The sequence below is a fragment of the Aquimarina macrocephali genome (genome assembly GCF_051627225.1).
GTDB lineage: Bacteria > Bacteroidota > Bacteroidia > Flavobacteriales > Flavobacteriaceae > Aquimarina > Aquimarina macrocephali.
Genome location: NZ_CP151795.1, coordinates 5,753,376 through 5,776,583 on the forward strand (window position 1 = coordinate 5,753,376; position 23,208 = coordinate 5,776,583).

The window sequence follows — 23,208 nt, forward strand, 5'->3', positions numbered from 1 at the left end:
CAATTCTAAGTGTTTGGTTTACTTCGTTAGATAGAATTCTAACGAAATAGTTTCCAGTAGCATCAATTTGTTCACCAACAACTATTTTACCTGGTTTTCTTTGTATTTATGACGGATTAATTCTTCCCCCAGGATATTGTATATATTAATGTGAACTCATTATTATCTATAGATGAAACATCAATAATAATTTGATTTTTAAATGGATTAGGACATAAAGACATTCCTATCTCTTTTTGAATAAACCCAAGGATTTACTCTTTTGTAATGATTTTTGTGAATTCATAACTTAAGTTTAATAGTGGTTAAAAATTGAAGTATTTAAACAACCCCTCTTGATTTGATTTCAAGAGGGATTGTATTAGATTAAAACCACTCGTTATGTTCTATTTATACCTTACTGCTAAGGTTGAAAATAAATAGTCTATTTCAGTTAAGGATTATTCAACAATAACTCTTACCGAGTCTGTTCTTTTTCCTAATTTAACTGTTACCAAATACAGTCCTGCACTTAATTGATTTGCATTAAATTGAACTGTTTTGGTTTGTTCTGCATCTTTTAATGCACTAAACTCTGCTGCTTTCATACCATAGATATTATACACATGTACTCTTGCTATTCCGGTTTCAGGAGTATTAAACGTTACATTTAATTTACCTTCAGATACTGGAATAGGTACAACAGAAAATAATTTCTCTGAAGGAGTTAAAGAAGATTTATTGGCTACAACTCTAACTGTATAATCTTCATACTCTCCATAACGAGCATCATTCGTACCTGTATCACAAGGATTATTTTCTATATCATAGTAAGAAACCAATACACGCATTCTTGTATTACCCGCTTTGGCATTTTGTGGTACTGTAACTGATATATTTCCTATAGTATTTGTTGTTTTAGTAAGTTTAAAATACTCTCCGGTATCAGCAAAATCCCCATCAATATTCCAATCAAACCAAGCATATATTTCATCTGCCGCTCCTCCATTATAACCCTCAATAGTTACTTTAAGGTTATGGCTTGTACCTGCATTTACACTTGTTGAAGTACTGGTAAAATTATCATAACCAGAAGCATTTCTTATCGAGGTTTTATTAATTCCTACAAAAGTAACATTTGTTACTCCCTCGGGCCCAGAATTTCCTGTTGCAGCACAATATGTAACCACTGGACAGGCTGGACAAGAACCACCACAATCTACTCCTGTTTCATTCCCATTTTGAACACCATCTGAACAAGTTGCTCCTGTATCACAAGGACTACATGATCCACCACAGTCTACTCCGGTTTCATTACCATTTTGGATATTATCACTACACGTTGGGCCAGTAGTACCCCCAACTGTTACTGTATAATCTTCAACTTCTCCTATATACGTATCTGTACCGCAAGGAGTTATTTTACTTTCTGATCCATATCCTGCTCGTACTCTCATACGTAATGAAGTCCCAGAAACTGCACTTGCCGGTGGAGTAATAGTACTTGTATATGGACCTGCAGCAAATCGAGAGTATACTTTTTCGCCCGAATCGGTAAAATCACCATTATTATTCCAGTCAATCCATACTCCTACTGCATTATATGCCCAGGTATTATTATTCAATGTTACGGTTAATGCTGTAGACTGGCCTTTGGTAAGGTTGGTAGAGATATTGGTATGGTCAGAATATGCAGTATGCGCAGTAGCATTATTTATACTTCCAAACGCTACTGTAGTAATATGTAATGTATTTTGTGTAGTTGATGCAGCACAATACGTCACATTAGTTTGGCATGGGGAACAAGATCCACCACAATCCACTCCGGTTTCATCACCGTTCTGGATCCCATCGGTGCAGGTTGGTATCGCACAGGGCGAACACGATCCTCCACAATCAACTCCTGTTTCATCTCCATTTTGAATCCCATCATTACAAGTTGGCCCAGAGCCTCCTGTAACGGTAACTCTATAATCTTCTACTTCTCCAATCGATGTAATAGTGCCGCAAGGCTTCAACACATCCTGATAGTACCCAGATCGTACTCGCATACGTAATGAAGTATTTGTTGCTGCCGATGCAGGTACCGTAACTGTACTTGAATATGAACCTGTTTGTATTCCTTTTGCATACAAAACTTTCTCTCCATCATCTCTAAAATCATTGTCATTATTCCAATCGATCCACACTCCAACTGTAGTAGGCTCCCAGGTGTTTTTTGTTGTTACCGTCAATGCCAGTTGTTGTCCCTTTGTAAGGTTTGTAGAAACATTAGAATAATCGGTATACTGAGCATCTCCTGTAGAACTATTACTTATACTACCAAAAGCAACCTTATTAATATCTATTCCTTCTCCTGTTCCGGTTGCTGTTGCCGGGCAAATTTCTGTAAAAACCTCACAAGGTTCACAAAATTCACCACCACAATCAACTTCAGTTTCATCTCCATTTTTAATACCATCATCACAAGTTGGGTCAGGAATACAATCACTACAAGATGATCCTCCACAATCAACTCCTGTTTCATCTCCATTTTGTTCTCCATCGGTACACGACGCATTAGCAATACCAATACTTACCTGGTAATCTTCTACCTCTCCACGGCTTCTATCCCCACAATCAGCATTACTTGCTCTATCATCTACCCGTAACCTCATTCGTGTAACTCCTAATCTGGCATTTGTAGGTATATTTACTGTAATCTCCCCAACTGTATTAGATGTTTTTGTCACTTCCATATATTCTCCAGAGTCTCTAAAATCGTAGTCATTATTCCAATCAAACCATGCATAAACTCTTGCTGCAGAACCTCCGTTCCATCCTACGACATTTACTTTAAGAGGATAACTTTTTCCTTGAGCCACAAAACCAGTATTGCCCGTATAATCAGAATACCCCGAAGCATCTCTAGTAGAGGATTTATTGATTCCTGCAAATTCGACCTTAGTAATTCCTTCGGTACCATTATTACCTTTAGCATCACAATATGTCTTTACATCATTAGAATCTTTTGTTCCTGCTTTTATAGAAGCTTCGGGAATACCTTGCATTCCATATTCTAAAATCTCATACGTTCTTCCATTAGTACCTACCCTTAATTTTAACCATCCATAATGCATTCTACCGGATCTGTTCACTCTAATTCCAACATAATTTGTTCTCCCTCTCCAAGCTCTATACGTTTCAGAATCGACCATATGTTGCCCTCTTCCGCCGTTATATTCTCGTCCATTTTTCCATGAACTATTTGGTCCAATAACGGTTCCTGCACTTAATGGAGTAAGCTCATAATTAGCATTTGCTACTGCATCCATTCTTAAGCTAATAAATTTTACACCCGGAAAATCATTTTGAGAACCTGTATAATCTTGAAATTGATACCCTACGGTTATAAAATCTAAATTGTAAGTCCATGGCATCACAACTGCCCAACCTCCATAGCTTCCATCTCCAGTCGTAGTAAATCTATTTATGGGGCTCACTTCTTTAGAATATGCAGTTCCTATATATTCTACATTAAGAGGGAATTCTTTGAACTCTACCTGAGCACCAGCTCCATTTGCAAAAACAGAACTTTTGAATTTCAATTTAATATTTTTCACAAATCCATTACTAGGTTGTGCCCAATCACTTTCGGTAGCAATACCATTCATTGTTAATTTAAGTCGTCTTGAGTTTACCACTTGAGCCGAAAAGCTTAATCCCTTAGGAACATTTTGTATATTATAATGGGTTCCAGAAACCAAAGTACCAGACACAGCGAGTGTCGCATCTTTAAGATCCACTGTTATTTCATTACCTATTGTACCATCATTCTTTACGGATTCTAAAAAACGATCGGTAGAATACTCCAAATTTGGTACTGCAACTTTTGCCGGAATAGATTTACCTGGATCTGGATTCAATCCGAAAGAAACTAATTCTCCGTACCCACCATTTGATGAAACTCTAACTTTTAACCAACCATAGACATAATCACCTGTCAAAGTAGGGACTCTAATTCCGACATATCCTGTTCTACCAAGCCAGGCATTATAACCTGCTGCAAATATTTTTGGAGGTGATGTTGCTACTGCTTGCCAACCCACCCATATTCCTGAGGAGTTTGCGCTAATATTTGTTCCTTCAGACAGATTTCTTACGTTTATGGTACCCGTATTACATAATACATCAAACTCCATAGCATTGTTATCTACGGTAATTGTATTACCATCATATGTACGTAATCGTGTTCTAAATTGACCACCAATAACTAAGGAATTGAATTTTGAACCGGTAGCATCAACCGCAGTCGGAACTGATTGTCCAGCTACCAGAGTCGGAGAATACATTTCATAATACGGCTTGTATGGATCTATAAAATTTATATTATAAATTCCTGTTTTAGAATATAAAGAACTTGTGCCCCCAACGATTGCAGGGTTTAGCAAGGTTATCTTAATTTCTTTAGAATCAGCTTCACTATGATTAGCAGCATTACCTGTAAATGTGATAACGGCATTTTCATTATCCTCTACAGTGATCTTAGTTGTTAAACCGCTTGGGACATTTGTAGTAGAAAAATGAACCCCTTCCTGCATCTGACCCGTTACAGCAAACTTAGCTCCACTTACTGCCTTGATTCTTTTTTTATTGAGTATATCCCCATTGTTATTCTTAAAACCTTCAATAAATGCTAATGCTTGATCTACTGCACTATCATCACTTTTTTGATATGTAAAAATCACTCTTGCTCCTAAATCAGCTTGTTTCGTTCCTGTTGCAATAAGATTAGCATCTGCCCATAATGTTTTACGCGCATCATGAGTCATAAATCCCTCCATTCGGGTTACTTGACCTTTGGTAAACATAGATTCACAAGGATTATAATCCATATGATTCTGATGATTTATCAATTGACTAAAACAATTTTTCACACCAGTTTTACAAGATCTGCCTCCAGGTTCTGAAGCTAAACCTTGCGCAGTAGGAGGAGTATCTGCCACTTTATCTCCATTATCATCACCAGATACACAACCTCCATTAAAAGTGTGATGTAAACCAAGAAAATGCCCAAACTCATGTGTTAGTGAAGATGCTGGTGGAGAATAAATGATATACTTACCATTATATACTACTCTTGCTGTGCCTTCTTCAGACATGTTAACAGCAGGAAACCAAGCTATACCAGAGGAGTTTTTACTACCAGAATTAACTACTTCTTGTATATGAACATTCATATACTTAAAGTTATCCCAGGCATATTTTGCAATTTCTGCATCATTACTACTTAGACCGAAGCCTTCCTTTCTCTCATGGTAAATAATCCCGGTAGTCGTATTACCATTTGGATCTACCTGAGCCAGTCTAAATACGATATTCATACCGCCTTCAATATTCGAAAAACTAGGATCTACAGCATCATTAAAACCTTTAAAATCTTCATTAATGTCCTTTAATGCCTGTATGACTCTGGCATCAGTAACATTTCTTGATTCTCCAGTATCTGGGTTATTAGGATATTTGGCATCATAAATATGAAAAACCACAGGTATAATATAGTTAGCTGCAGCTTTGCTTGGGTTTAGCTTTTTTAGTAAGGCTTGTTTTTGAATTATTTTTTCAAATTCTTTAGCTTTTTTTAAAGCTTCTGGGTTCTGCTCGTAGTACTCTTGTTGAGTTTCCTCAAACGAGCAACTCTTTTCCTGTTGTTGACCCATGATTGGCCAAATTATCAACCCCATGAGAATCGATAAAAACGTGTTAGTTGTTTTCATTAGATAGTTAAGTTTTGTGTTAATTCACAAAATTAGCCCTATTCTAAACCTCTGAAATATACTATACTAACAACACTTAATACTATTTTACCCAGAATATCATTTATTTCAATATTTTAACATTTTAAATCAAATATTCTCTAAAATAAATTGTGTTTTAATACGTTTTTATCAATTTAAGTGTTAATTGATTTAATAATCACCATCAAAACTCACACCTCTCCTTATACTTCATAATACTTGCAAAAGTTGTACGAAATGAAATCTACTTTTCAAAGCAAAAACAATGGACTCCACTAGATACTGAAACAAGTTCAGTACTGGGTAGGATTAGTTCAATCTACTATTTTGAATGCGCTTTATACCATTTTCAAAACAAAAACATTATTAACTACTAAATGGACCCAGTCTTCAGCATAAGTTTAAGATAGTAATATCAATCGAATATTTTGTTTTCTCACAAAAACCTAATCTCGATACAATTTTTTTTCATTATCATTTCAAAAAATCACTCGATTTGACGGCTTTTGATTTTTAAACTTTTACATTGAAACCAGATCTACACCGGAATTGGTTCAACCAACTATTTTGAATACGCTTTACACCCTTTTCAAAACAGGGTTTCACTCAATCTTAAAAAGTTTATTTTTCATGCAATAGATTACAAGACCTACCCTGGTTTTTACTTCTAGCTTCTTAAAAACCGTTTCTCTATAATTCTCTATCGTCTTAGGACTCAACCCCATTTCTCCGGCGATACTTCTGTAGGTAAGTTCTGAGCATGCAAATTTTAAAAACACTCGTTCCTTATCTGTTAATTTCTCTTGTAGGTTTTTACTACCTCCGGCTTCTTCAGAATTACGTAGTGCTGTTTCGATCTTGCCCGAATAATAAAATCCTTGTTCTATCACCATCTTCATAGCAAATTCAAAATTTTCGGGATGTATATCTTTTAGCAAATATCCTTTGGCCCCCGCCCTAAGCATTCTAATAATGGTTTCTTCATCATCCTCCATTGTTAGTGCCAGTACTTTTTGATCTGGTCGATTTTCTTTAAGCCATTGCATCGTTTGCACACCATCCATCACAGGCATTTTTACATCCAAAAGAATAAGATCTGGTGTCTTTCTTTTATGTAAGTAATATTGTGTAAGCTCTTTTCCGTTTTTTAGAATGGCCAACACCTCATATTCCTCAAGTTTAGATATTAAACTCTCCAGTGATTGTGCAAATAAAAGATGATCATCGACAATAACTATAGTCTTCTTCTTCATCTGTTTTTTTTTATCGAAGTAATTTAAACTTTTTTCAATTCGCTATAAAAATGCTCTTTTTCACTCAATTTTTGTCTTTTTCTTACTTCGTAGCCCAGCTATGAAGTGCAAAAAAAACTTCAATTGATCAAAAAACAACTATTTTTCGCCAGAATCAAAAAAGCATAAATCACTTCATTATTTATTAATTCTCAGATCAAATTCGCCATTATATTTTGGATGGTATGGATATTAGTTAAGAATGGCTCCTTTTATCTGTATTGATTTTTTTGTATGTATAGTATTTAATTATCCATTTTTTCAAACATTTAAATCTTATAAGTATCTACATTGAAGCATCGCTTCGTATTTAGTACAAATGTATAAAGTACATAACAAAAAATTGTATGTTTTAAAAATAAGTTACTTTGTCATTCCGTTGCAGAACGGAATCCACTACTAAAAGTATCATCTAAAATAGATCCCAGTCTATACTGGGATGACAAAAACAACGAATACACAGATATACAACTAAAAATCAATAACTTAAATCAACATTCGTTTTTCCATCAGGTCAAAAAGCAAATGTATTAAATCAATCGTTAAGTTGTATAGGGTATGACAAGGTAAGTACAACTCCTTTTCCTGGTGAAGATGTATAATCCAGTTTTGCTTTTACCAAAGATGCACGGCTTTTCATATTTAACAAACCAGAATTTGCCTGAACTGATTTTGGATCAAACCCAACACCGTCATCCTGAACTCTAATATTGAGTGCCTCTGGAGTATATTCTAAGACTACTTCGAGGTTTGAAGCCTCTGCATGTTTTATGGTATTAGAGAAAAATTCCTGAATGATACGATATAGGATAATCTCATCTTTAGGATTTATATATTCTTCTTCTCCTTTAACCGTAAGTGAAGGTGTTAAAAAATTAAGTTTTTCAAAACGTTTGAGCTCTACATTAATAGATTTTTCTAGTCCTACATTTTGAATCACTTCATGATTTAGAGTTTTAGATAAAGTACGTATTTCTTGCAGGCTATCACCCACTAGTTTTCTAACATCTTGTAGTGATTCTGATGCTTTATCATTTACAGTAGCTCCCATAATATTAATTTGCATCACTGCAGTCGATAGCAATTGCCCTATATTATCATGTAACTCCCAGCTTACATTTTTAAGTGCCTGTTCCTGGATCTCTATCCGGGATTTAAAAATCTCATCTTCAAAACGTTGTTCTGCCCTAAATTTATCAAGAAGTAGTTTGTTTTTTCTGCGCTGAAATGCCACAAAAAATATAATACCAAATACTACAAAAAATAGAATAATAATGGTAAAATATATAATTAATAAGATTTGTTCTTTCGCGAGCATACAATAAAACCAATAGTATAGCAAGTATACATAAAAATAATTGCACTATTCAAAATTATCTTACGAACATCTACAAATTCAGGACTTTTTTCCATATGATAAAATTTACTATAAATAAATAAAGGAGTAACTACTAAATGAAAAATAACAGACCCAACAGCTATATAAAATGGAATTGTTTTATAAAACGTTAATATTTTATCGCTCTGAAGTATTTCATACAAATACAAGATCCCTCCAACAAAAAGCAAGATAGTACCTACAATATATGTAAAAGGAGAAATACCAATAAAATAAATATCGGAAAATATAAGATTGACAATAGCACCTAAAACATAGGCTACCATTAAAGCTTTCATAAAAACCTTTAGTTTTTCAGTTTTATAGTTTAAACAGAAATAATATATATAAAAAGAAAAATTATAAATAAAAAAAATATTATAAAGCCAATGATTTTTTTCAAGAAAGGTTCCTTTTAAAGATGGAAATAAATCCCCATAATAAATCAGAGCAGGAATAGTTCCAAATAATTCCACAAAAAGAGTCAGCCATAAAAAATAAACAAAATACCGAGAAAATCTATCTCCTCGGCATTTCCTTATATAAAAACTGCCCGCAATAGCGGCCATTAATTCAAACAATAAATATGAAAATAAAAAAATCATATTTTAATAACCTTCTGGAGGTATACCACTTGAACCTCCATTATAAGGTTCAATACCGTAATTATTAGGCGAACTATCACCACCTTTGCCCATCTCACCTGCAGGAGCTCCTGTTGGAGCCAAGAACACCGTAGAATACCCTCTATCCATTTTACATTTTTCTTTAGGGTACGCACCGAAATAAATTCGAATCCCTGGATTATCAATTCCTTGCTTTTTAGATTTTTTCTTTACATACTTAAGATATTGTTGTAATTCCTCAACACTCCAATGAAATTCTCGAGTATCTTCGTATCCTAGACACTTATCAATTTCTGGTGTTCTGGTACAACACCATACATGCTGAAGCTCTTTAGCTTCTTCTGGCGTTATACATTTTTCTGGCCTTTTTTTTCCTTTTCCTCCTTTTTTTGGTAGTTCTTTTCCCATAACATTATATTATTTTAGATTAAATTAGATTAGATTGATGCTAATATATCCAAAAAACATGCAGCAAAGCAAATACACCCTACCTTAAAATCAAAAACCACATACACCCCAAACAGTAACAAACTCCTGTTTACCAATACTTTAAATCGCTTAAAAAAAATCCAAAAAATATTGCAAGGGGCATTTACCCCTACTACTAAAAGGGTGTTTTCCCCCTATTGAAGGATAAATGGATTCTAACCCTGTTCTTCAACGGGATGACAAATTACTGGGATGATAAAACAGAACTTTAAACCTAAACTAAGCAACTGATTTACAAATACATTAAAAATATCTTCTTTTTCTTTTTTTCATTGCCAACCCTTCGACAGGCCTGTCCTGAGTTTACCGAAGGGCTCAGGGTGACTAAACAAAAAATGCTAGTCTTAAGAAAATTCAACTAAAAATATCGTTCTCTTCACTAAATTAAATGAAACATTTCCACTAGCATGATTATTTTCACTATCCATGATCTATGATAACATTTTAATCATTTCGATTCTTAAGAATTTAATTTCACGTTACGTTCGCTTCATTTTTTTACGTTGAATTTTCTTAGGACATTTTCAAAAAACCATTTGTATGAAAAAGTTAAACATAAAATAGCACCTACCCTTCGACAGGCTTCTCCGGAGTTTACCGAAGAGCTCAACAGAGCTATCTAAACTCAATTGTGGTAATAGGTTTTATTGCATCTCGATACAATTTTATCAACCGCTATTGTTATTGATAAAATCACTCGATGAGACGTAAGAATATATAAATAAAAATCAACAAATTAGAGAATACGTCAATGATAGTGCTTCTTTCTAAGTTCTTCGACAAGCCTGTTCTTAGTTGATCGAAGGATTCAAGCAATGCCGTTTAGTTAACATAAAAAGATATTCGAGTGTCACATTGAGCTTGTCGAAATGCAATTGAAAACGTCAATTTTACTGGTCTTCGACAAGCTCAGACTGACATTATAAAAACTAAACAACATTGCTAAATCTGAGTGACATACGCTTCACAACTACCAGGCACTCCTCCTTTTTCTCTGATACCAGAGCACACCTATACAGAGTATTATCAACACTCCTAGTCCCATAACCCAATACAACATTGTATCATCTTTAAAAAGAATTGGAGACGAGTCTCCAACCAAATAGAACCCACCCCAATAAAAGGGATCAGTTCGATTGATATTTGCGGTATTGAGGTATTGCAGCTTAGCTTGCTGTAATGCTTTGGCTTTATGCATTCCCGCTTTAAGATTTGTATAAAATAATTTCATTAACTCAGGAGTGGTTTGATCCGATATTTCCCAACTACTCAATAACAAGCTTTTGGTTCCTGCATACTGAAAAGCATTACCCAGGCTCATGATACCTTCTCCTTGGGCTATTTTCCCTGATCCAGTGTTACATGCACTAAGCACAGTGAGTTCTGCAGGAATATTCATAGCAAACAATTCATGGCTATACAGATAACTATCTTCTATAGTATCATTACCTTTGGTAAATAGGAGTTTAGAATTTTCGGGATGTTCGTTATCTACATCGCCGTGCAACGCCAAATGAAGGATATTATATTGACTGGCATTTTTCTTAAAATTAGCTTCTATCGCTTGTGACCCAAAATAATATTGTCCATCGATAATATCTGAGATTGCTTTGATTTCTTTACGAGTTCCCGGTAAATCATAATTAGCAGCTCTTAGCGTAGCAAGGCTCATTGTTTTTGCATCTACAATCTCACCATCAGAAAAAGAAAACGCAAGACATTCTTGCCGTTTTTTGGATTGTAAACCACTTTTAGAAGGAGCAAATAACAGATTTGCAGAGCTAGCATAACTTACAGCATATTCTTTAAGAAGGTATGACAGCACTTTAGGATCGTATGATAGATCATTTTGAGTTAGCAATACATCAAAATTAAGATGCCATAACGAACCATCAGGAACAATAATAAGTTGATCTCCTTTAATTTTATCTTTAACAGGAGCAATTAATTGACCGTACAACTTATAAGAAATTGTCTTAAATACTATCGTATTTTTAGCAATAATAGCAGCTCTTAACGCTTCAACATCCTTGCTGAGTTCTAGTGCGTGTAGTGTAGTTACTTTTATCTCTTTTTTAGAAATCGTAAACGCATAGATACTGTTATCTGACACAAAAAACTCCAACAGTGTGGTATTCTCATTTAATTTTTTCTGGATACCAGCAACAGATATGATCTTGCTTTCATGTTTTAACTGGTAATATTTGGGATAGTTTTTTTCTATAATCCAAGTAAGAGAATCTTGTTTTCTATCAAGATCAAATAGTATATTTTCATAGGTTGTGATTTTAGTAGTATCCACAATCTGTTTAGATCGTTCTTGTATCATCTCAGAAATACAGAAAGAACGTTCTGATTTCAGTTGTTGTTCCAGATCGAGGATTGCTTTTGGCAAACCTGCAAAGCTCTTTGCATTAGAGTCTGCTAATAATTCTTTTAAGGTATTGGCTTTACTTTTTTCAGCATAATAAAAAGCTTGATGTAGCGATTCTTGGTTTTGATCAATTTGATGAAGTAACAATTGTGCTTGTATAGCTCCTGCATATATTTTTTGAGTTTGTTTTGCAAAAGTGAGTTTATCCTGATACGTATGTAATGATTCTCGTATACCATACATTAAATTATCTGCTTTTTGATAAGCAATTATACTTTCCTTAAGATCTCCTAAATTATTATCAACATTAAATCGCTCTTGCAATATCCTGGCTTTACCATAAAAAGTACCCAATAAGACATTTAAATCCATATAATCTCCTGGATTTAAATCTTCTGCATCATTATTTTTCTTATCAGGATTGGTGTTAGCTATAATAGCTTTTTCATAATACTGTATCGCTTTTTTATAGTGTTTAGTTTGATGGTATAGCTCTGCGATCTGGTTATAGGATTTTGCGGTTCTGGGATGATGATTACCATCGGTACGAAGCCTAATCATTATACTTTTTTGCAAATACTCTAGAGCTTTTTCATACTGCTTTTGCTCTGTATAGAGATTTGCAATCTTATCAAGAACATCACTGATATAATAGCGATCTTCTCCAAACAATCGCCCCTGAATTTTTAACGCTTTTTGATAGTATTGTAATGCTGTTATGTATTCTTTTTTTATGGTATAGACATCTCCCATATCAAGATAGGTGTATGAAGTATCAGAATGATTTCCCCCTCTTACACTAATTCTTATTTGTAATGCCTTTTGATAGTAAGCCAAAGCCAAATTGTATTCTTCTTTACTTTTATACACATTAGCAATGTTATTATATGTACGCGCTACAGCACTATGCTTTTCACCTAACGTACTTGCATAGTTAACAATGGCTTTTTTATAATATGAAATAGCCATATTATACTCTCCCTTGAATTGATACATGAGACCTATATTATTATAATTTATCCCAATGAATGGATGTTTTTTTTTTAATGCTTTTGTTATAATAGCTGAGGTTTTTTCATAATATTGGAGGGATTGATCATACCTTCCTCTCTTATGAAGTGTATAACCTATTTCTATAAATATATCTGCAACTATAGTATGTTTTGTTCCGAATTTATGAGTAAGAATATCTAATGCGTTTTTAAAGTATTCTAAAGCTAGTTTTTCTTTTCCTTTTCCCCTATAAAGAACCCCCATACTTTCATAACAAAGTGCAACACTAGGGTGATATTTTCCAAAAACATTAACCATTATAGTTAATGCTTTTTCATGATATTCCAGAGCATTATCGTATTCATCTTTATAGGCAAGAATGTTCCCTATATGATTATAACAAAAAGCTACTTCTGGGCTATTCTCCCCAAAAATAAGAGTTCTTATTACTAAAGCGCTTTGGTAGTTTTCTAATGCTACATTGTATTTTCCCAGATGATAATACGTCGTTCCTATATCAATATAACTATTGGCTATTTTTTGATGTCTTTTACCAAAAGTGGTTATTCTAATCGTTAAGGCTTTTTTATACTCTTTCATAGCCCGATCATATTGTGCTAACACATGATGAATGGCCCCTATATTATGATAACAGTCTGCCACATGATGATCATCCCCTCCAAAAGCATCCAATTGAATTACCAAAGCTTTTTGATAATACTGCATCGCCTCTTCGTATTGATCTTGTTGCTTAAGAATATGCCCAATACTATTGTAAGAATACGCTACTTCGGGGTGTTTGTTACCAAAAGCTTTTAATCGTATATCCAATGTCTTTTTAGCATACACCATCGCTTGATCAAAATTGTAATTAGCCTTGTGAGCTTCTGTAATTTTATCACTGCAATCTGCTACTCGTTTTTGAGAGTCTGATAGCATATATACAACTAGTGCTTTCTCAAAATATACCAATGCGCTATCTTGTTTTCTATCAGCCAACAACTCTTCTCCTTTTGAGAAATACTGAGCAGCAATGATAGTATCTTGCGTGGATTGTGCACAAATAGTAGAACAAGAGATCAAACAAATAATCAGGAATACAATTTTAACAGGAAATAGAAATTTTAAGGGAATCATAAAAGCACTTGTATTAAGGCAATTGCAAAGATCGTAAAAATGTTGTTTATGATAAACATCTACACTAAACATTAAATCAACAAGTATTAACATCTGCCCTTCGACAAGCTATTAGATTAGATGTTTTTATATTTGTCATTATTAGAAACAATGTCATGCTGAGCCTTTCAGGAAACTCAGAGATAAGCCTATCGAAATACACTTCCTAAATCGAGAAAATACTCTGACTTACGTAATTTTGTGTTACCTCAAAACTCAATTAGTCCAAAACTACACTTTTCTTTCATTCGTTTTTGTGCTATGTGGTTTATAGAAGTTTCTGTTAGTTGTAAAACTCTTGGGTATCCTCCCGTAGTTTGGCAATCTCTCATTAACACAATTAAACTTCCAGACGGAGTTAATTGTATTGTACCTGGTAAAACAGGTGATGTTATAATCGAAGGCAAAGTGTTTGATATTTTCTCTTCCAACTGAATTGCCATTCGGTTTATGGTATTAGAAATTGTAAAAAAGGAATCAAACAATCTAGATTTTTGGCCTTCATTTAACATATCAAATTCGGGTCCTTTATACACCTCTAATGTATTTGAATTTTCTAAAAATAAGGGTGGAGAAATTGCAGAAAAATGATCGGTATAATCACTACCACTTTGGTATGAAATTTTGTCATTTTTATTCAATCGAAATTGAGGTGTAATTGACTTATAAAAGGATCTACTATGTAACACTTCATCTGAAAGAAATCCATCCTTAATTCCTACATAACCATACATTCCTTTCTTACAAAAATTTATTTTAAGAATATCATCTTTTAAGACTTTAACCTCGCGATACATTTCTATTTTTTGATCATTCAAAAATGCATCCGTTTCGCCACCCGTTAAAACAATGGTTGTTGTTTCACCAAATTTTAAAACAGGGGGCTGGATTGTCCATTCGATACATGCTGCATTTTTAGCATTTCCCAATATTAAATTTGCGAATCCAAATGATACTTGATCCATTGCTCCACTTTTTGGAACTCCATATTTTGAAAAACCAAAACGTCCTTCATCCTGAATTGTAGTAAAAAGCCCAGGCTTAACTATTTCTACATTCCCTATCATAAACACACAGATTCAGGTATGTAATTATCTTCTAAAACTAAAGTACTTATATCGTTATATTTATTTTCTTCTATCGATATAAATTGAATCTTATCTCCTGGCGTAATAAAACAACAATTTTCTATTTTAGGATTAAAAAAATCCAAAGGACACATCCCAATTACATGCCAGCCTCCAGGACTGTTAACAGGATATATTCCTGTCTGACTTCCGCCAATTGCTACGGCACCTTTTTTGACATGTAAAGAGGGTGTCATTTTTCGGGCATTATGCAATTGATCATCAAGACCACCCAAATACAAAAAGCCAGGTAAAAAACCAATACCATATGTTGTATAGAGTGGAGTAGTATGTAATTCAATTATTTCTTCTACAGTAAGAGATTTGCTTTCTGCAAATACTTCTAAATCCTGAGCGAGAGAAGTAGCGTAACAAACAGGGATTTTCCACAGCTTACTCTCAGGCCTTGCTTCATCAAAGCCTTTAGAATACAGTGATTTTAGCACCAAAACATCACTATAGAAATCTTCTATAGTGGACACATAACAAATTAATAACGAGTTGTATGCAGAAATTACCTCAACAATTGGTTTATTACAAAATGAAAGTATGGTTTTTTTAAAAAAAAGGAGGTCGTGAAGGATATTTTCATCAATTTCTGGAGGCCATTCTATTAAAATTGATCTTTCAGAATATCTTTTATATTGTAATTTGTATTTCATGAGCTTCTCATTATAATAAATTTAAATTCGAAAACTCTGTATACAAATATTTCAAAATCTGAACAGATTTTGGATTATCTCCATGCACACAAATTGTATCAAAAAAAATCGGAACCTCTACTCTATTTTTCGTTTTCACTTTTCCTTCAAGAACCATTCTTTTTACATGATCAAAAACTTCTTTTGGTTCTGTAAGCATAGCCTCTTTTTCTTTTCTTGAAACCAATGTCAAATCATCATTATAATTTCGATCTGCAAAAGCTTCGTTCTTGACCTCAAAATCTCCACGGGAAAGATACGATAATTTAGCATTTTTTAAAGTAACTATAGACAAACTTTTATCGACGTTTTTGACAGCTTCAATAATTGCACCAGCAACTGATTCATTTTTCACTGCTTCATTATAAAGTGCTCCATGTGGTTTTACATGACGTAGTTTCCCTCCTGCTTTTTCGGTATAAGATTTCACCAACTGTATTTGTTCGGTTATTGTTTTTACCAAATCATCATATGATATTTCAACTTTGATTCTTCCAAAATTTTCACGATCAGGGTATGATGGATGTGCACCAATTTTCACATTATGCTTCATTGCCAATTCGATCGTTCTTTGGATTACTTCAGCATCTCCCGCATGGCTTCCACATGCAATATTGCACCAAGAGATATACTGCATAATTTGGGTATCGAAACCTGCCTCTTCCCCCACATCTGCATTAAGAATAATCTTCTTCATATTCCTACATTTGTTATTATAAACTCCTACATACTTTCTATTACTTTCCAAATACCTCTAAATCCTAAAAAACAAGTAATGACAAGAATGAAAAAACCAATCAGGTTTTGTTTCCATGAATTGGTATATTTTCCTAATATTTTTTGTTGGTTCATTACCCACAAAAGGAAGATTGCTATTACCGGTAAAAGGAGTCCATTTGCGATCTGTGCAAATCGAATGATCACTATTGATTTTATACCTAAGGAAGAAAACAAAACTCCCAAAAAAAGAATAAACATCCATACTGCTCTAAAGGATTTACTTTTGAGTCCTTTTTGCCAACCCATACATCCTTTTACCACATAAGCTGCTGCAAGAGGTGCTGTGATCGCAGAGGTAATTCCAGCTGCAAATAACCCAATAGATAGTACATATTTTGCCATTGAACCAAAAACCGGTTCTAACCCTTTTGCCAGATCGGCTGCATTATTCACTTCTGCTTCTTGAATAGCTGCTCCGGCAATGATAATTGCCATTGATACTAATCCACCCAGTACTATTGCAACTACAGTATCCTTTTTTGCTTCTGGCAGGTCTTCTGTAGATTTCCACTTTTCACTAACAATAGATGCATGTAGAAAGAGATTATAAGGCACTACTGTTGTCCCGATCAACCCAACAATGGTAAGTACATTATCACTAGAGAAGTTAGGAACAAGCCCTTTAAAGATCATAGAAATATCTGGTTTGGTAACTATTGCCGTTACTATAAAAGCTACACTCATTAACAAAACCAGTACGATTAAACTTCGTTCTAAAACCTTATAATTACCTATATATAATAGTATAAAGGCAATCACCCCAATAACAATACTTAAATACTTCTCTGAACCCTCGATTGAAGATTCTAGGATTGTAGACAATCCAAGTACTCCTCCACTAATATTACCAGCTTCGTATGCTGCATTTCCAATAAAAATTGCTGACAAGATTAATGTAATAAGAGCTCCTCTTACAATCTTGTTATCAAATTGAGATTTTAGCACTTCGCTTAATCCCTTTTGGGTGACTACACCTAATCTTGCTGCCATTTCCTGTAAAATAACACAAGCTACAATAGATAACACCAATGCCCATAGTAACGAAAACCCAAACTGTACTCCTGCTAATGTACATACAGTTACTGTACCTGGACCAATAAAAGCTGCAGTCACCCATGTTCCTGGGCCTATATTAAAAAATTTCTTCATTTATTTCGTATTAACATCAAGTGTATAAATAGCAAATGATCCTAACCAATGCCCTCCTTCATAGCTATCTCCAACCAGATTAGGCAAAGAATAGTTTACATGTGTATTTGCTACCGAAAAAAGATGTGCATACTCCTTATACTGTTTGGCAAGTCCATATAACACCCATGCTCTACTAAAATTAAGTCCATCTAAATGAACCAATTTTCCATCGGTACGATCAGACACTTCTCCTACATTAATGGTAAAATTTTTGGCTTTAAGTTGAGGCATAAAAGTAGAAACCCAACTATCAAATTGTTCTTTGTTTAAGACTCTTCTCATTACATCCATTTCTTCAAAACAAGGAGATAGGAAATCATATCCACTAGGTTCCCAACCGATGGGACAATCTTGATCATTGGCATAGAATTCTCTTGCTCTGGTTTCGATAAGGTCTTTTAGCTTTTGATCCTCCAGGGTATTTGCATAGTCCCAAGCAAAGGATAATCCAAAGGCAGTATTCGTATGCTCTCCTACTCTAATTGGATATTTAAGTTTTGGGAGAAAATCAATATACCGTTGCACGATCAGTGCCGTTAGAGGCTGTAGGTTTTGTTCTAATTCTCTTGCTAGCGGATCATCCCAGGTATGTAGTTCTTCGGCCAGCTTAAGCAACCAGGCCCAACCGTATGTTCTCTCGTATGATTTGTTATGTTTTCCTTCAAAATATTTGATTTCTTCTTCAATATTCTTCTTAGACATATTTTGAAGCAATTTATTTTTTGCCTCTTCCTTTTTTTCCAGATCGGGAAATGCTTTTAATAACTTCACCAATGACCAATGCCCATGGACTGAGGAATGCCAGTCAAAACAACCATAGAAAGTAGGATGCAATACGTGAGGTTCTCCAATATTTTCTTTCCCTCCTAACGTTTGTCCCAGTTTGTTAGGGTATTCTACTTGCAAGCAAGCTAATGGTAGCTCTATCAATGTATTGGCTTGCTCTAACGTGAGCTGTAAAGGCTGTTCTATCGGATTTTCTTGTGGTTGTTCTTGAGTTTTTATATCCTCAGACGGTTGTTTTTGTGTATCATTGTTTTTATTACATCCTAATAAAACAAGCATTGAAATCAGAAAAAGTATTCGGTACATAATCAATATTTATAAGTTTAAAATATCTACTTTCTTAAAAATATCAATTTCCGGAATCATGCGTATATGATTGTTGATAAGAACAGGAAATAGTTTATAAATTCTCAAAACCATTCACTAAAAAGCATAATCCAGGCTGAAGTATCTTTTACCGCCTGGAGATAAAAAAAGGGATATGATTAAATCATATCCCTTTACTTTCATTTCTAACTTGGATTTACATCTTCACGTCGGTAAGTTTCACTTCTTTTCCTTCTTTATCTAACATCAACACTTCATCAAACCCTGCATTTTTAAATTGCTCAAACTGTGTAGCTGCATCTCCAATTAACAGGTATGCCATTTTGGTTTCATCAAGATATTTATTTGCCAGTGCCTTATGCTGTTCTAAGGTCATTTGTTCTATTACCTTCTCTTCTTTGGCTATATAATCTGATTCAAAATCATACCTCCCCATTTCCTGTAACATTCCTAATAATGCACCTTGAGTTTCAAATCTACGAGCATTGGATTTTATTAAGGCATTTTTGGTAAATGCTAAATCTTCTTCAGAAATACCATTTTTATACTTCTCTATTTCATCTTTAAAAATCTTTACCGACTCAAAAGTAGTATTGGTACGAACACTTGAAGATGCTGTAAAAGTCCCTGGTATTTTACTCCCGCTAAACCTTGATCGTGCACCGTAGGTATATCCTTTTTCCTCTCTTAAAATTAGATTTACATTTCCTGAGAAAGATCCTCCTAGTTTATAATTCATAACCGTAGCCGGAAAATAATCCTCATCTGTACGTGCCATAGAAAGATACCCTATATTAATTACAGATTGTTTAGCATTAGGAATATCAACAAAATATAACGATGATTTATCTCTAGTATTAACTACTTCATATTCTGGAATAGTTACTTCTTTACTAGCCCACTTACTTTCTAAGTTTTTAAGAGCAGCAAGTGCTTTGTCCTGATTTAAATCTCCTACAATTTGAAACTTACTTACTGAAGGAGAAAAATTATTGGTATAAAACTGTTTTAAATCATCTATAGTAATAGCTTCTACAGAAGCTACAGTACCACTGGTAGGGTAAGCAAACATATGTTTTTCTCCGTAAAGAAGTTTATTATATACATTTCTTGCTACCGTATTAGGATCTGCAGCAGATCTTTTAATCCCATTAATAGTCTTCGTTTTTATTCTTCCGAATTCTTCTTCATCCCATCTTGGTTCTAACAATATTTCACCTATCAAATCCATTGTTTTGTCAAGATTACGAACCAAAGTATTACCTCTGATAATAATTGCTTCTCTGGTAGTATACATTCTGATAGAAGCTCCCAGCAATTCTATCTCTTCTTCTAGTTGCTCTGGAGTTTTGGTAACTGTACCTTCCATCATGATATCGGTCATTAGGTTTGCTACTCCAACTTTATCAAATGAATCTAACAAATGTCCTCCAGAAATTATCAGGCTAAAATTAACCAATGGAAGTTCATTTTGTTCTAAACCATATACTTTCATTCCATTAGATAATGAAGTACTCCAGGATTGAGGAATGTTCAGTTTTGGAGATTCTCCTTCTTTTGGTGCTACAGAACGATCAAAAGCCGAAGGTGTTTTTTGTATTTCTTCTTTTGTTTCTGCTACCGCTTCTTCTACATTTTCTTTTATCTCTTCTTCAACAACTGCTGCTTTTTCTGAATCATTTGCTGCCAAATCCAATTTTCCTTTAGGGACAAAACTTGTGATCACATAAGGCTTATCTTTAATGTATGTGTTGTATACTCTAACTACATCTTCTTTTGTAACTGCCTTAATATTTTCTATATCTTCGGTAATAAATCCTGGGTCACCGGCAAATACATTGTATTGTGCTAATTGAAATGATTTTCCTAACACACTACTGATCCCATTATAAAATTGTGTTTCAAGCCCTGCTTTAATACGTTCGATATCCGTTTCAGTAATTCCTTCTTCTTCAAATTTTTTAAATGCTTCAAAGACTCCTGCTTCGATATCGACCAGACTTTTTCCATCATTAGCAGTAATATTCACTCTGAATTTACCTGCTATTTCCATAGATCTATTCCATGCATTGGTATCCGAGGTTAATTCTTTTTCTTTTACTAAAACTTTATACAACGGAGCTTTTTTTCCTTCGGATAATAATTGTCCTAAGAAGTCTAATGCATATGCATCTTTAGTATATTGTTCTACTGTTGGCCAAACCATATTTAATTGTGCGGTAGTAGCAAAGTTATCTTCGTGAGAGAATCTTTTGGTTTCAGATAAAGTAACATTCTGTACTTTTAATTTCTCTACCGGTTGACGTTTTTTAATTTCGCCAAAATACTTCTCGATCATTGCCTTAGCCTGTTCTGTTTCAAAATCCCCGGCAAGTACTATAGTAGCATTATTAGGCCCGTAATATTTATCATAAAACTCTTTTACATCCTCTACAGTAGCACTTTGAAGATCCACTAATTCTCCTATTACCTGCCAGTTATATGGATGTCCTTCTGGGTAAATATTCTTATCAATTACCCAATTGGTATGCCCATAAGGATTATTATCTACACGTTGTCTTTTTTCATTTTGTACAACTTCCTGTTGGTTTTTGAAAGCACTTTTTGTGACTGTATTAATTAGAAACCCCATTCTATCAGACTCTAACCATAATACGGTTTCCATAGCATTTTTAGGAACTACCTCATAATATATGGTTCCATCCTGCCATGTTCCTCCGTTAAGTGTTCCTCCAACATCCTGAATCTTTTTAAAGAATTGATCCTGAGGTACATTTTCTGATTCCTGAAACAGCATATGTTCGAATAAATGTGCGAACCCTGTTCTTCCTGGCTTTTCTCGATTAGAGCCTACACCATACTGGATCGCAACTGAAACGATCGGATCAGACTTATCCTGATGCAATACCACCTGAAGTCCGTTTTCTAACTCATATTTTTCGAAATCAATAGATAACTTACCTACTTCTTCTGTTTGTGTTTCAGAATTTGTTTCCTTCTTGCAAGAAATAACTCCTAAAAATAAAAAGGATACTGCTACAATGAGTACCCTATGAACCTGAGTTTTCATAATTATATTTTTTGTTTATGGAGTTAAAAATAATCTTTGCCAATGAGTATTTCTATGGATGCATTATTAAAATAAAGTTAAAGGAATCTATTTTATGCCTGCGAATTCTCTTAAAGGGGCTTTTATGAAGTAAGGAAATGAGATTGTTTATGCTGATCTATTTCTTGATTAAATTGAAAGGTTTTGAATAAAAAGGCCCTCCATTTTCTTGGAAGGCCCTTCTATCGATAAGTAGTATTTACTCCTTTTAAAAAATTGTAGTTAGTTAAGTTACTATAGTTTATCTGAGTTTGTTTGTACTTTTGAAATATAATTTTCTAATCATACATCAACAGATTCAATGTAGTAAAGAAATATTGCTATTTTTCTCAACATAACAACAAAACTGTATAACTCTAAAACGAGGTAAATTACTTACACGGAAGATTCTTAAGCCTTGATTAAAACAAATCACGGGTTAATATGTACATTGATTTGCTGCATTTGTACATTCTGTTGAAATATTGGCCAATCTGTTTCGAAACTCCTGAGAATTGGCTACTCCGTTAAGAACCTTTTTTAGCCCTTTATCGTATAGCAGGTTGGTCCAGCCCATTCCTCCTGTTACATCTGGTTCTCTTAAAAGCATCCCTCTATACGTAATATAAATAAGCTTGTCTACTTGATTACTACTAAGACCATTTCTACTTAGATAACTATTATATTGAGAGTTCCATTTTACACTTGCTTCGTTTGAAGTTACAAATCCTTTTGTCATATCATCAAACCCTTGAGAATTCAATATATTAATCCAATAATTCATCACTCCAGAGTTTTCTGGACATCTTCTTAAAAAAGACAAGTATGATAACCTAACTACACAAGGTGCATTATATCCTGGTCTAGGAATATTAGGTTCTCTTAAATCAGGATCTAAAGGAAATGATTTTTCTGATACTTCTTTGGTGTCCACTATTTCTACCGGCTCATTATCTGTATCTTCTTTTTCGCAGGAAGAGATCAAAAGCAATCCTAAAATCATAGGAAATAGGACAAGGTAATGTGATCTAAACATTAGTTTTTTCATGATATAAAAGTTGTTTTAATGATTTATTATGTGAAATTATTTATGTGTCAAATAGAGGCTAAACTACATAGAACTT

General features: G+C 34.0%; 13 protein-coding genes. All 13 read right to left on the reverse strand.

Annotated elements, in window-relative coordinates; translation table 11 throughout:
- Window positions 1–440: 440 nt before the first annotated feature.
- Window positions 441–5,735: a GEVED domain-containing protein gene (locus AAFU52_RS25310; RefSeq protein WP_438424277.1), complete on the reverse strand. Its 5,295-nt coding sequence runs from the start codon at window positions 5,733–5,735 to the stop codon at window positions 441–443.
- A gap of 623 nt (window positions 5,736–6,358) precedes the next feature.
- A complete protein-coding gene (locus AAFU52_RS25315) occupies window positions 6,359–7,009 on the reverse strand; it encodes a response regulator transcription factor (RefSeq protein WP_024771321.1) in 651 nt (216 codons plus the stop codon).
- Window positions 7,010–7,583: 574 nt separating this feature from the next.
- The gene (locus tag AAFU52_RS25320; RefSeq protein WP_438424280.1) at window positions 7,584–8,282 is read right to left on the reverse strand and encodes a sensor histidine kinase; all 699 of its coding nucleotides are present in this window, start codon (window positions 8,280–8,282) and stop codon (window positions 7,584–7,586) included.
- Window positions 8,283–8,338: 56 nt separating this feature from the next.
- Window positions 8,339–9,031, reverse strand: a complete 693-nt coding sequence (locus AAFU52_RS25325; protein ID WP_438424282.1) for a hypothetical protein — start codon at window positions 9,029–9,031, stop codon at window positions 8,339–8,341.
- A 3-nt stretch (window positions 9,032–9,034) separates the two neighbouring features.
- Entirely contained in the window at window positions 9,035–9,460 is a 426-nt protein-coding gene (locus AAFU52_RS25330; RefSeq protein ID WP_438424284.1) for a hypothetical protein, read from the reverse strand.
- 1,051 nt (window positions 9,461–10,511) lie between these two features.
- Window positions 10,512–14,045 carry a tetratricopeptide repeat protein gene (locus tag AAFU52_RS25335; RefSeq protein WP_438424286.1) on the reverse strand — a complete coding sequence of 1,178 codons (3,534 nt, stop codon included), beginning with the start codon at window positions 14,043–14,045 and terminating at the stop codon, window positions 10,512–10,514.
- 248 nt (window positions 14,046–14,293) lie between these two features.
- A complete protein-coding gene (locus AAFU52_RS25340; protein WP_438424289.1) occupies window positions 14,294–15,151 on the reverse strand; it encodes a biotin-dependent carboxyltransferase family protein in 858 nt (285 codons plus the stop codon).
- A complete protein-coding gene (gene pxpB, locus AAFU52_RS25345) occupies window positions 15,148–15,873 on the reverse strand; it encodes a 5-oxoprolinase subunit PxpB (protein ID WP_438424292.1) in 726 nt (241 codons plus the stop codon). The genes AAFU52_RS25340 and pxpB overlap by 4 nt, the downstream gene beginning before the upstream one ends.
- A 10-nt stretch (window positions 15,874–15,883) precedes the next feature.
- Window positions 15,884–16,609, reverse strand: a complete 726-nt coding sequence (gene pxpA, locus AAFU52_RS25350) for a 5-oxoprolinase subunit PxpA (protein ID WP_438424294.1) — start codon at window positions 16,607–16,609, stop codon at window positions 15,884–15,886.
- A gap of 26 nt (window positions 16,610–16,635) precedes the next feature.
- A complete protein-coding gene (locus AAFU52_RS25355; protein WP_438424295.1) occupies window positions 16,636–17,841 on the reverse strand; it encodes an Nramp family divalent metal transporter in 1,206 nt (401 codons plus the stop codon).
- Window positions 17,842–18,975 carry a DUF2891 domain-containing protein gene (locus tag AAFU52_RS25360; RefSeq protein WP_438424297.1) on the reverse strand — a complete coding sequence of 378 codons (1,134 nt, stop codon included), beginning with the start codon at window positions 18,973–18,975 and terminating at the stop codon, window positions 17,842–17,844. It lies immediately after the preceding gene.
- Window positions 18,976–19,192: 217 nt separating this feature from the next.
- Window positions 19,193–22,066, reverse strand: coding sequence for a M16 family metallopeptidase (locus AAFU52_RS25365; RefSeq protein ID WP_438424299.1), 2,874 nt, complete (start codon window positions 22,064–22,066; stop codon window positions 19,193–19,195).
- 457 nt (window positions 22,067–22,523) lie between these two features.
- Window positions 22,524–23,132, reverse strand: coding sequence for a hypothetical protein (locus AAFU52_RS25370; RefSeq protein WP_024770376.1), 609 nt, complete (start codon window positions 23,130–23,132; stop codon window positions 22,524–22,526).
- Window positions 23,133–23,208: the final 76 nt, after the last annotated feature.